Annotated in this window: 10 protein-coding genes; all 10 read left to right on the top strand. The window is 58.5% G+C overall.

Features of this window, described 5'->3' with window-relative positions:
• Nucleotides 1-69 precede the first annotated feature (69 nt).
• The 10 genes from ACP7EE_RS21585 to ycaC all read left to right on the top strand — a co-directional run bounded on the left by ACP7EE_RS21585 (nucleotide 70) and on the right by ycaC (nucleotide 12,617).
• Nucleotides 70-1,053: an MBL fold metallo-hydrolase gene (locus ACP7EE_RS21585; protein ID WP_426236633.1), complete on the top strand. Its 984-nt coding sequence runs from the start codon at nucleotides 70-72 to the stop codon at nucleotides 1,051-1,053.
• Between the two features lie 44 nt (nucleotides 1,054-1,097).
• Nucleotides 1,098-2,021 (top strand): LysR substrate-binding domain-containing protein, encoded by a 924-nt coding sequence (locus ACP7EE_RS21580; RefSeq protein ID WP_426236631.1) that lies wholly within the window; start codon nucleotides 1,098-1,100, stop codon nucleotides 2,019-2,021.
• 115 nt (nucleotides 2,022-2,136) lie between these two features.
• Nucleotides 2,137-3,897: a hypothetical protein gene (locus tag ACP7EE_RS21575; RefSeq protein WP_426236629.1), complete on the top strand. Its 1,761-nt coding sequence runs from the start codon at nucleotides 2,137-2,139 to the stop codon at nucleotides 3,895-3,897.
• A gap of 376 nt (nucleotides 3,898-4,273) precedes the next feature.
• Nucleotides 4,274-4,645 (top strand): DUF6124 family protein, encoded by a 372-nt coding sequence (locus ACP7EE_RS21570; protein ID WP_426236627.1) that lies wholly within the window; start codon nucleotides 4,274-4,276, stop codon nucleotides 4,643-4,645.
• A 353-nt stretch (nucleotides 4,646-4,998) separates the two neighbouring features.
• Nucleotides 4,999-7,923 carry a hypothetical protein gene (locus tag ACP7EE_RS21565; protein ID WP_426236625.1) on the top strand — a complete coding sequence of 975 codons (2,925 nt, stop codon included), beginning with the start codon at nucleotides 4,999-5,001 and terminating at the stop codon, nucleotides 7,921-7,923.
• Between the two features lie 442 nt (nucleotides 7,924-8,365).
• Nucleotides 8,366-8,740 (top strand): DUF6124 family protein, encoded by a 375-nt coding sequence (locus ACP7EE_RS21560; RefSeq protein ID WP_426236623.1) that lies wholly within the window; start codon nucleotides 8,366-8,368, stop codon nucleotides 8,738-8,740.
• A gap of 265 nt (nucleotides 8,741-9,005) precedes the next feature.
• A complete protein-coding gene (locus ACP7EE_RS21555) occupies nucleotides 9,006-9,422 on the top strand; it encodes a DoxX family protein (RefSeq protein ID WP_426236621.1) in 417 nt (138 codons plus the stop codon).
• Entirely contained in the window at nucleotides 9,415-10,032 is a 618-nt protein-coding gene (locus tag ACP7EE_RS21550; protein WP_426236619.1) for an antibiotic biosynthesis monooxygenase, read from the top strand. Before ACP7EE_RS21555 ends, ACP7EE_RS21550 begins: the two co-directional genes overlap by 8 nt.
• 45 nt (nucleotides 10,033-10,077) lie before the next feature.
• A complete protein-coding gene (locus ACP7EE_RS21545; protein WP_426236617.1) occupies nucleotides 10,078-11,922 on the top strand; it encodes an amidohydrolase in 1,845 nt (614 codons plus the stop codon).
• 68 nt (nucleotides 11,923-11,990) lie between these two features.
• On the top strand, nucleotides 11,991-12,617 hold the full coding sequence (ycaC, locus tag ACP7EE_RS21540) for an isochorismate family cysteine hydrolase YcaC (RefSeq protein WP_426206296.1): 627 nt from the start codon (nucleotides 11,991-11,993) through the stop codon (nucleotides 12,615-12,617).
• The last annotated feature ends 195 nt before the right edge of the window (nucleotides 12,618-12,812 follow it).

The raw sequence follows: 12,812 nt of genomic DNA, 5'->3' as shown, positions 1-12,812 counted from the left end.
GCGCCGAGGTTCGGGCAGGATGACGACAATATGGGCGGGCCACCGGGGGTCGCGAAAACGGGGTAAAACATGAAGAGTCTTGTTAACGGCGCAATTACCTTGGCACTCGCGCTGGGCGTGTCCAACGCGATGGCACAAGCACCGCAAGTCGTCACGCAGGCGCCCGGCTATTTCCGCCTGGCCGTCGGCGATTACGAAGTAACTGCATTGTTCGATGGCTATAACGACCTGTCGCCCAAGCTGTTGCAAGGCATGAGTCAGAGCCAGATCCGCGCATTGCTGGCGCGGCGCTCGATTGAAACGCCGGGCGTACAGACCGCGTTCAACGCGTTCCTGGTCAACACCGGCAAGCAACTGATTCTGGTCGACACCGGCGCTGGCCAGTGCATCGGCGCCACCGCCGGTCAGCTCTCGGCGAACATGCAGGCAGCGGGCTACAAGCCTGAGCAGGTCGACACGATTCTGCTGACGCACCTGCATCTGGACCACGTTTGTGGCCTGGTCGACGGCGAGCAAAAACCGATCTTCGCTAACGCCACGGTCTACGCCGCCAAGGCTGAAGCCGATTACTGGCTCGACCCGCAAGCCCTCGCCAAAGCCCCGGACGGCGCCAAAGCGTTCTTCAAGATTGCCCAGGATTCAACTGCGCCGTACGTTGCGGCCGGGCGCTTCGAAACCTTCGCCACCGGCCAGTCACCGCTGCCGGGCCTGGTCGAAGCCACGCTTGAGGCCGGGCACACGCCGGGCAGCACCACCTACGGCTTCACCTCGCAAAACCAGAGCATCGTGTTCATGGGCGATCTGGTGCACAACCTCGCCGTGCAGTTCGAGCATCCCGAAGTGTCGATCAGCTTCGACGTCAACAGCCAGCAAGCAATCAAAAGTCGTAACGTGGTGTTCAGCGCAGCGGCGGCCAGCAAAACCTGGGTGACGGCTGCGCATCTGCCGTTCCCCGGTATCGGCCACATCACTGCGGTCGACAAGCATTTCCAATGGGTGCCCGTGGAATACGGCCCGTACAAACGCGCGGCCAAAGTGCCGTTGATCGAGTAAAGTGCCCACATCTTACGCTCGGCTCAAACAAGGAAACCGTGCCCATGAACCGTAACGATCTGCGCCGCGTCGACATGAATCTGCTGGTGATTTTCGAAGCATTGATGTTCGAAAAGAACCTGACCCGCGTCGCCGAAAAACTGTTCATGGGCCAACCGGCGGTGAGCGCCGCATTGGGCCGCTTGCGCGATCTGTTCGACGATCCGTTGCTGCTGCGCAACGGTCGCGGCATGGAACCGACGGCGCGGGCGCTGGCGATTCTGCAGGAACTGCAACCGGCGATGGACGTGATTTCCGGCGCTGTCAGCCGCGCCAAGGAATTCGATCCGGCGACCAGTTGCGACGTGTTCCGCATCGGCCTGTCGGACGACGCCGAGTTCGGTCTGTTTCCGCCGCTGTTGCGCCAGTTGCAAGAAGAGGCGCCGGGCATCGTCGTGGTGGTGCGACGCGCCAACTACCTGCTGATGCCGGCATTGCTCGCTTCTGGCGAAATCTCCGTCGGCGTCAGCTACACCACCGATCTGCCGGCCAACGCCAAGCGCAAAAAACTGCGCGACATTCCCTGCAAAGTCCTGCGCGGCGATGATCGTCCGGGGCCGCTGACGCTCGATGAATACTGCGAGCGTCCGCATGCGATGGTGTCGTTCTCGGGCGACCTGAGCGGCAATATCGACATGGACCTGGCCAAGCTCGGCCGCACCCGCCGCGTGGTACTCGGCGTGCCGCAGTTCAGTGGCTTGCGCGCTTTGCTGGCGGGTACCGAGATGATCGCCACGGTGCCGGATTACGCGGCGTGTGCATTGGTCGACGGTTGCGCGTTGCGCGCGGAAGATCCGCCGTTTCCCATCGATGCGGCGCAACTGTCGATGGCGTGGAGCGGGGTGCATGACAACGATCCGGCGGAAAAATGGCTGCGGGCGCGGATCAGTCAGTTCATGTCGGTGACGCTGGATATTCCGGTGGTGTAAATTGCCGTTCGTCCGAAACTGTGCCGTACCTGTAAGTTCTGACAGTGGTGAATTCTCTCCATCCCGTGTCTGATGGGCCCATGCCGAAAATGGCCAGCACTCAAGGGATGGGGATATGCACGCGCCTACTCATGCTCTCGTCACCACCGAACTGCCGCCCCCATCAATACAGGAAAGCCCGCAGACGCAGGAAAGTCGTTCATTCGGCTTGCTGGATCCGGCCCGATTAAGGCACACGCTGACCATTCTGGTCAGATACGACGGGCAGTCATCAGGCAGTTTTACCGTGACTTGGCAAGGCGCACCGGGAACAGGGGTCGAGGGGTCGCACACCACGTCGCGCATTCCTTTTTCCGGGCAAGCCCCCCAAGAAGTGCGTCTGGATACCGAGTTGGTGACCTTCAATCTCGGCCAGTCCGTTAACATCTTCTACACCATCTACCCTGATGGCGGGCTGCCGGTGGCATCGCAGCCGCTGATTGCCTATGTACTGCCCATCGCGCTAGGCGACCTTCCCCGACCATTGATCAAACAAGCGGATAACGCCGGTCACGGGCTGGTGCTGGATCTGAACAATCTGACTGATTTCAGTTTGCGAATCGATGCCTGGCTGTTGCACAGCATGGGGCAATTCTTCTGGCTCAAACTCAAAGGCACCAACGCCGATGATAGTGTTTTTGAGGCGTCGTTCTGGCAAGCACCGGGCAACGTGATCAACGATGAATTCATCCGCTTCGGTTTCTTCGAGCAGAGTTTTCCTGCTGCAGCACTGCTAGGTCTGAAACATCGCAGCGTGCTGACGCTGGAGTTCATGGCGGCGCTGGAGCGCAGTACAGATCCATCCCGCGCCCAAACATTTGCCCACCGCAACTATGTGCTCCTGACAGAATCAGCCAATGCGCCGAGGATATTGTCGGTTACCGATCTTGATGGAGAAATTCTCGATGGTGCGGACACTCGCTACACCAGTGTCACTCTGAGCGGCAGCACCTCCGGCCCAGTGGATGTATCCGATGGATCGACCTACCTCGATACGGTTAACCCCGTTGCCGGCGTCTGGACGTATGTCGTCGCTGCGCTCACGGGTGGACTGCATGTGTTTACAGTCAAGTTGGCGGATGGCAGCGGCGGCGCCTCAAGTCCACGGCGAATCAACGTCGTACTGCAAAACCTGGAACTGACGATTGCCGAGGCGCCCGACAACGGCACTATTGATCCAATGGCGGCATTGACCAGTCTGACGGCTGTCCTGGATTACGACATGCAGCCCAACGACCGGATCAGAGTCCGCTGGACCGCTGCGCCGGGTACTCCAGCGGCTGGCTCCCACACCACCAACACCATCACGGCCGGCACCACGCGTCCGAGGCGAATCCCGCTGCCGCTCACGCTGGTTGCGTTCAGCTTAGGCAAACGGGTGACGGTTAGCGCCGAATATGATCGCGGCACCGCCCAGCCAGTGCCTTTAGGGCCTATTCACTTGAACGTGGGAACGATCCCGGCGGATCGGTTCGTTGCGCCAGTCTTTCTCGAGGCGAATGGTACGACGGACTTGATCCTCGCCAATGTGCAAGCCGGCGCTACGCTGCGATTTGGTGTGTGGCCGCATATCGTGCGTGCGCAGGCACTTTGGCTGGACTTTGAGGGTGAAGATGCCAATGGCGGCCCGCACAACCAGGCGATGTGGATGGGCAACGTGGTGGTGAATCAGAGCTGGGTGTTCAATGGCGGTTACAGCGTCACCGTGTTGTTCAGCTATCTGAAGGATCTGCGCCCCGGCAGCACATTGACTCTGCGGTTCAGGGTCAACCTCGACACAGTGGCTAACGCCGCAACGGCTCAGGTTTTTGCCCCGCGCCAGTACACGATTCGGTAGCGCTCGCGAGTGGTTTATGACGTTTAGCCCACGGTGTTTAAGGACGTTTATCGTTACTTGATGAAAGCTACAGCGCCTTGCGCCTTTGCCTACACGTACGCCAGAATCGGCCGGCTTGTGCGCCTTGGGGGCGGGGCTTATTGTTTCCGGGTCGCTGACGAATCAGCGATCGGGTTTCGCAGCCCGGACCAATCAAGGCGCCCAGCGCGCCGTTTCCGTTCAGTCACTCTGGCTGATCGTGTTATGGCGGTTGTGCGCGGGATACCTTCGGGTATGCCGGGTTCCTTGATTCCCGGTCTGCGAACCCGCGTACAGCTGCCACCTTCATTCGTTTCGCAGCGAACGGTGGTAGCTCCATTAATCAGGGAGTAATTTCATGATCAAACCAACACCCAACCCACCCGAAACCGACACCACCTCGCCCTACGAATCCCTCGATTCCAAGAAATTCCACGAAGCCGCCGAGCGCGCGCTCGATCATTACCTCAACCCGTTCCTGCCGCGCAGACCTGCGCTCAAGCCCAACACCATCTACAAAATCGCCCCCGGCATCGACAGCGAAGAACTGCTCGCCAATGCCTGCGAAACCCTAACCTCGGCGAAGGTCATGGCCAACGACTTCGCCGGGATGCTCGACGCGTCGCAGCGGCATGTGCTGTTGGGGATAGCGCAGTTGATCATGCTCGGTGAACTGGCGGTGAATCGGGTGCTGGATAATCTGGAGTTGAAGGCTGACACAGCCCCGTAGCCTGACGAGCTTTTGTGGCGAGGGAGCTTGCTCCCGCTGGGTTGCGCAGCAGCCCCAAAAGTATTGCGAGCGCTTCGCACTCGAGCGGGAGCAAGCTCCCTCGCCACAGGTTTCTGCCTGACACAAAAAACCCGCGTCCCGTTTGATCGGGGTGGCGGGTTTTGTTGTTTCACGCTCAGGTCAGACCGTGTCCACCTTCAACGAATGATCATTGAGGATGCCGCTGAAGTCCTTGACGACCGTTCGTCTTGAAACCCTGTGCACCTGTCAGATCTGACAGGTGCCGACTCTCCGATTTTGCGGTGTGATAGATCACCGCAAAAAGCACTTGAGCGCTACTCCAGGAGAGCAAGATGGACATCCAGTCCTCTACATTGAATTCGTTATTTGTATTGGTGCCAGTAATCATCCAGGGCTGGGTATCACCGGTCAAACCTGGCGATCTTGCGCATGGTGGTATTCCTTGGTCGATTTACGACGAACAGCCCAAGGGACTTGAGTGTCTGATCGATCCCTGGACAGAACAGAAAGCACGTGGGGCAACGTTGGTCGTCGATGATCGCGTTGACTTGTACCTCAATAATGACGCCAACGCTGTGACAGGTCATACGGTCAAGGAAGGGGAGGAGCAGCAGCGCATCCTTTTGTATGTGCCTAAGGGACGACTGATTCACGGTGTAAACAGATTGCATTACAGGGTGAAGCGCGCTGGCGGGAATATCGGCGAGAACTCGCGGGATCTATTCGTGCTCTACCACCTTCGACCCGCCGATACGTTGGACTTGGTTATCCCGCCGAAGAACATCGCCAGCGGAATCGGTCCCGTCGACGGGGTGCAAGGTGTCGAGTTCGGATTTACTTATAACAACCGCCGGGCATTCGACAGCATTTTGTTTCTGCTGGGCGATACATCTGTCAGCTTTGATGTTCCCGCTGCACCGGCGCCCATTACCTGCAAGTTGTTCACCGATACGTTCGAGAAGGCGGGTGACAACCCGCGTGCAGTGGCCGAGTTCCAGGTTACCGATCAGTTGGGTAACGTTGTTAAGTCGCCAGCCAAGTCGCTGGACATCCATATCCGCCGGCTGGATTTGCCAGCGCCCACCGTTCAGGGGCAGACGGGCAACAATTTCACCCCGACCCAGCAGGATGTGAAAGTGCTGGTGCCTCTGGGCACGCTGCTGCCCACCGACAACATGTACGTCACGTGGAAAGGTGCGATCAGCACGCCGGCGGCCTCATTCACCAGTCCGAAGCGCTTGGTCAGTGCCGGTCTGGAGGTTGTGGTCCCGCGTTCGGTGCTGGCTTACAGTTTGAGCAAAGTTGTCGAGGTCATCTACGTCATTGAGCGTAATGGCGTGTCAACAACTTCGAAACCTCTGCTTCTGAATATTCTGCCTCTGCCGGTCACGGCATTGATCCCGCCGAAGATTCTGGAGGCGGATGCAAACAACGTACTGGACGTCACCGCACTGGGCGCCAGCAACGCCACGATTCACGCTTTGCTCTTTACATTGATTGAGGACTACCAGCCGTGCTGGTTATCAGTCGAAGGCAAGAAGTCAGACGGGACGGCGCATAAACTTGATTTGTGGAAAGGTTTACCGTGGCGGGTCAATCCAACATGGCTCACACAAGGTTTCTGGCCGCAAGCGCTGGCCAACACCTTTTTGAAACAACTGGGGGACGGCACTCAACTCACCATCAAGTTCAAGGTGTCGATGAACAAGAGCAATGTCGAGGCGACAGCGCTGGTGTTTCCGGATCGGGTCTACAAAATCAGGGCTGTGGCACTTGTGGTGCCGACGCTGGAAAAAGTGCTTGCGGGTACTACCGAAGTTCTGGAAGGCGAGAGTACTGTCAGCACGTCATTGAAAATCAGCGGCACAGCGAGTGCGCACGGTGAGGTGGAGGCGTTTCAGGGGCGCGGTACGACTGCGGTTTCCCTGGGTAAGGCGACTGCTGATAAGTCGGGATACTGGGAGCGTCCGATAGCCCTGCAACTGGGCGCCCGGCGCGTGTATGTCAAGTCGTTATACCATCCACGCCCTGACGTATTCTCCAACGTTCGAAACTTCAACGTGGTAGCGAACAGCGTGCCGCAATTGCTTTTGATTACCGATACCGCCGGTGTGGAAATTCTGCATAACGGTACGACTACTGGCGCATCAATTATCGTGAGCGGAGTTGGCCCGCCGAATACAACACTCGATCTTGTAAACGGTGGCGCGTTTATACCGGGAGGCGCTGAGATTCAGGTTAATGGGCGGGGTATATGGACGTTTGAACTGGAGAATCTTGTGGTCGCTACTTACAACCTGCGGGCGAGGAGGAAAGATGGGCCGGTATCCAATGCGCGGAATGTGATTGTCGTTGCGGCCACTGCGCCCACCATCACCTCGATCAAGGGTTCGCCGAGCAATGTTGAAATTCCACATGGCAGTACTACCGTGGAAAACAGCGCTACCCTCAGCGGTGTCGCCGCCAAGGGGCTGAAGGTTGATGTGCTGCTGGGCATTGTTTCCAAAGGTCAACCAACGGCTGATCCGGTGACGGGTATCTGGACGCTACTGGTTAGCGGATTGACCGTGGCACTGCACAGCTTTACCGCCAAAGCGTTGTACGCGCCGGGTGCGGTATCGGCAGCGCGCACCTTCAGCGTGACGGCGGCCACCGCGCCCACCATCACCTCGATCAAGGGGTCGCCGAGCAATGTTGAAATTCCACATGGCAGTACTACCGTGGAAACCAGCGTTACCCTCAGCGGTGTCGCCGCCAAGGGGCTGAAGGTTGATGTGTTGCTGGGCACCGTTTCCAAAGGGCAGCCAGTGGCCGATTTGGTGACGGGTATCTGGACGCTGGTGGTTAACGGTTTAGCTGTTGCACTTCACAGCTTCAAGGCCAAGGCCTTGTATGGTTCAGGGGCAGAGTCTGCAGCGCGGACATTGGAGGTCATCACCATCGCCCAAATCCTTGAGGTGCGGGCTAATGCCCAGATACCAAATGGTCGAATTATCCAATCAGGAGGTAGCGTTTCCATAAGTAGAGAATTCGGCGTCAGATTCTATTTGAGCAATGTTCCTTCCACTCACACCCGATACGTGGTGTTTAGAAATGGAGTACGTTCAGGTACTGGCCCTTTGGGCAGCCCACCACATGCTAGTGCTTGGAAAAATCTTCCCAGCACCGAGAGCTTTCGTATCGCTACTATGGGCGCTCAAAATCCCAATCCTCCGTTACCTGTAGTTAGTGATTTCGTGATTCATTGGGTACCCTGATATTTTTTAGCGATAAAAAGCGATAAAAAGGGGGGCGCATTTGTTTACCAGTCCCAACCAAGAAAGCCGCACTCCTGTTAAAAAGGGCGTGCGGCTTTTTCTGTTTAAGCCAAATTCGCTGAAATCGTTGAATAGTGTTTATGCCTATGTCTGCAAAGCCACGCAGCCTTGCGCCTTTGCCTACACGTACGCCAGAATCGGCCGGCTTGTGCGCCTTGGGGGCGGGTTCTATTGTTTGCGGGTCGCTGATTGACAGCGATCGGGTTTAGCAGCTCGGTTAATCTCAAGGCACGTCGGTTTCGCCAGTGTTGTTTTATGGCGGCTAGCGTGGGGCACTTCGGTGCGCCGGGATCCTTGAGCCTGGTCTGCTAACCCGCGTTCAGCCGCCACCTGATTCGTTTAGCAGCGATGGATGACGGCTCCATTCTCAAGGAGTTTCACCATGATCAAACCAACGCCAAACCCACCAGAAATCGACACCACCTCGCCCTACGAATCCCTCGATTCAAAGAAATTCCACGAAGCCGCCGAACGCGCGCTCGATCATTACCTCAATCCGTTCCTGCCGCGCAGACCTGCGCTCAAACCCAACACCATCTACAAAATCGCCCCCGGCATCGACAGCGAAGAATTGCTGGCAAACGCCTGCGAAACCCTGACCTCCGCCAAGGTCATGGCCAACGACTTCGCCGGCATGCTTGATGCGTCGCAGCGGCATGTGCTGTTGGGGATTGCGCAGTTGATCATGTTGGGGGAGCTGGCGGTGAATCGGGTGCTGGATAATCTGGAACTGAAGGCTGACGCGAGCCCTCAGTAACGCGAGGTCCTGTGGCGAGGGGACTTGTCCCCGTTGGGTTGCGAAGCAGCCCCAAAGCCATTCAACTCGGTATTCCTGATACACCGCGTTTGCTGGTTTTACGACTGCTGCGCAGCCGAACGGGGACAAGTCCCCTCGCCACAGGGGATGGTGGGCAGCAGTTGGAGGTTGCGTAGCGTTCGGCGTTCAAGAGAGCACACCTGTTCAATTTCCCCCTGATCGATCGTTGCACCATAACGGGCAATGATCGATCACGGGTGGCCCCATGCAATCTTCCCAACGCAATGACCAGGCGCACAGCCTTGGCTTGCTGTTCCTGCGGGTCACCGGCGGACTGTTTCTGCTGTGGATCCACGGCCTGCCCAAGCTGCTGGACTTCACTGCGCAACTGCAACTGATCGAAGACCCGTTCCACCTCGGTGCCCACCTCACGTTGATCCTGGCGATTTTCGCCGAAGTCCTGTGTCCGCTACTGATCGTCGCCGGGGTTCTGGCGCGATTGGCGTGCTTGCCTATTCTCTTTGTGCTGCTGGTGGCGCTGTTGGTTGTGCATCCGCAATGGAGTGTGGCCGAAGGGCAGTTCGGCTGGTTGTTGCTGATTATTTTCACCACTGTGTTTATCGCCGGGCCTGGACGGCTGGCGCTCAATGTTCGTTTGCCCGGAGTGTTTCGTTATGCCTGATGCCCAATCCCTGAAAAAACCGGGGCCCGATGAGACGGTCACGTTGATCGTCAAGCACCGGGTCAAGGCCGGTTTCGAGGCGCCGTACGAAGCCTGGCTGCGCAACATCGTCAGCGTGGCGGGGCGTGAGGAAGGGCATTTGGGCGTGGACGTGATGCGCAGTCAGCAGGGCGGACTCACTTTGTTCACTTGCGTGTTGCGCTATTGCTCGACCGACGCGATGCAGCGCTGGCTGGATTCGCCACAGCGTCAGGCGCTGGTCGATGAAGCCGCGCCGATGCTCGCCGACGGTGATGTGACGGAGGTCAACGCCGCCAATGAATTCTGGTTCACGCCGCAGACCGATGCCGCTTTGCCGCCACCGCCGCGCTGGAAGCAAGCCGTGGTCACGCTGTTTGTGATTTTGCCCCACACCTTGCTGGTGCCGCTTATCTGGGGGCCGTTGCTGCGCCTGAATGCCGTTTTGTCCAACTACGTGATCGCCACGTTTCTCATCACCGTGACCATCGTGGTTTCGGTGGTGTACGTGTGCATGCCGCTCGCCACTCGGCTGTTCGCCCCGTGGCTGCAAGCCAAAAAACCTGACTCCAATACCAATCCGCCGCGCTGATCCGGCGGATTCCGGCTTTGTTTCACTTTTACCGAAGGAACTGCGATGAACGCCAATGCTGATCTGATTCTGTTCAATGGCCAATTTCATACCGTAGACCGCACCAAACCCCTCGCCAGTGCCGTGGCGATCAAGGATGGCCGCTTCGCCGTCGTCGGTAACGATGCGCAAGCCATGGCCCTGCGCGGGTCGGGCACGCAAGTGGTCGACCTCAAGGGCCGCTGCGTGATCCCCGGTCTCAACGACTCGCACTTGCACCTGATCCGTGGCGGTTTGAACTACAACCTCGAACTGCGCTGGGAAGGCGTGCCGTCGCTGGCCGATGCGCTGCGCATGCTCAAGGATCAGGCTGACCGCACGCCAACTCCGCAGTGGGTGCGCGTGGTCGGTGGCTGGAATGAATTTCAGTTCGCTGAAAAACGCATGCCGACTCTGGAAGAAATCAACCAGGCCGCGCCGGACACGCCGGTGTTCATCCTGCACCTGTACGACCGCGCACTGCTTAACCGCGCGGCGTTGCGCGTGGCCGGTTACACCCGCGACACGCCGAACCCGCCGGGCGGCGAGATCGTGCGTGATGCCAACGGCAACCCGACCGGCATGCTGGTGGCGCGGCCGAACGCGATGATTCTGTACTCGACGCTGGCCAAAGGGCCGAAGCTGCCGCTGGAATATCAGGTCAACTCGACCCGGCAGTTCATGCGTGAGCTCAATCGTCTCGGTCTGACCAGTGCAATCGATGCCGGCGGTGGTTTCCAGAACTACCCGGACGATTATCAGGTGATCGAGCAGTTGGCCAGGGATGAGCAACTGACCATCCGCATCGCTTACAACCTGTTCACCCAGAAGCCCAAAGAAGAGCTGAGCGATTTCCAGAACTGGACCGGTAGCGTCAAGTTGCACCAGGGCGACGACTTCCTGCGCCACAACGGCGCTGGGGAGATGCTGGTGTTCTCGGCAGCCGACTTCGAAGACTTCCTCGAACCGCGCCCGGACCTGCCGCAGACCATGGAGCAAGAGCTGGAGCCGGTAGTGCGGCACTTGGTCGAGCAGCGCTGGCCGTTCCGTCTGCACGCGACGTACAACGAATCGATCAGCCGCATGCTCGACGTGTTCGAGAAGGTCAATCGCGACATTCCGTTCAACGGCTTGCCGTGGTTCTTCGACCACGCCGAAACCATCACCCCGCAAAACATCGAGCGCGTGAAAGCGCTGGGCGGCGGCATCGCGATTCAGGATCGCATGGCGTTCCAGGGCGAATACTTCGTCGACCGCTACGGCAAACAAGCCGCCGAAGCCACGCCACCGATCAAACGCATGCTCGCTGAAGGTGTACCGGTTGGCGCCGGCACCGACGCCACGCGGGTCTCCAGCTACAACCCGTGGACTTCGCTGTACTGGATGGTCAGCGGCCGCACCGTTGGCGGTCTGGCGTTGTACGAAGAAGGTCTGCCGCGCACCACCGCGCTGGAATTGTTCACCCACGGCAGCGCCTGGTTCTCGTCCGAACAGGGCAAGAAAGGCCAGATCAAAGTCGGGCAACTGGCGGATCTGGCAGCGCTGAGCGCGGACTTCTTCCATGTCGAGGAAGAAGCGATCAAGTGGATCGAGTCGGTACTGACCGTGGTTGGCGGCAAGATCGTCTATGCCGCTGATGACTTCGAAAAACTCGGCCCGGCCAGCGTGCCGGTACTGCCGGACTGGTCGCCAGTGGTGAAAGTCCCGGGCCACTGGCGGCCGAATTCGCCGTTGCAGGCAGCAGTGCACCAGTGCAGCGGCCCGTGTGGCGTGCACTCGCACAGCCATGAAAAGGCGCGTCTGTCGAACGCGCCGGTCAGCGACTTCGCCGGGTTTTGGGGCGCGTTCGGTTGCTCCTGCTTCGCTTTCTGATTGCTTTTAAAAGCGTCGGCCCGCTTGGTCGGCGCTCAGCGCAATAACCATCCATCGAGGAGTTTCACATGAGCAACGTTCCTTACAAGCGCCTGAACAAAGACGATGCAGTTGTGCTGTTGGTCGATCACCAGACCGGTCTGATCTCGCTGGTGCAGGACTTCACACCGAACGAGTTCAAGAACAACGTGCTGGCACTGGGCGACATCGCCAAGTTCTTCAAACTGCCAACCATCCTCACCACCAGTTTCGACGCCGGCCCGAACGGCCCGATCGTGCCGGAACTGCGCGAGCAATTCCCGGACGCGCCGTTCATTCAGCGTCCAGGCCAGATCAACGCCTGGGACAACGAAGATTTCGTCAAAGCGATCAAGGCGACTGGCCGCAAGCAACTGATCATCGCCGGTGTGGTGACTGACGTTTGCGTGGCGTTCCCGACCCTGTCGGCGCTGGCGGAAGGGTTTGAAGTGTTTGTGGTGACGGATTCGTCGGGCACGTTCAACACCACCGTACAACAAGCGGCGTGGGCGCGGATGTCGGCGGCCGGTGCTCAACTGTTGAACTGGTTCTCGGTGGCTTGCGAGCTGCAGGGCGACTGGCGCAACGATATGGAAGGCCTGGCGAATCTGTTGTCGAACCGCCTGCCGAACTATCGCAATTTGATCAACAGCTATACCAAGTTCACTGAGAAGTGATTGGGTGAAAGGGGAGATGCCTGCTGAAGAGCGGGCATTTTTTTGGCTGTTGGATCGGTTTCAGATTGGGATCGCTGACCCTCACTGTAGAGACCGGCACATCCTTTACACATTAGACCGGGGACATCGTTTACACCTTTACAGGCTTGATACGCGTTTGGCATCGCGTTCAAGCCTGCCTAAACAGAAGTTGCA

The organism is Pseudomonas sp. TWP3-2 (assembly GCF_049897765.1).
In the GTDB taxonomy this organism is placed as follows: domain Bacteria; phylum Pseudomonadota; class Gammaproteobacteria; order Pseudomonadales; family Pseudomonadaceae; genus Aquipseudomonas.
This window is presented reverse-complemented; position numbering and strand designations above follow the sequence as displayed.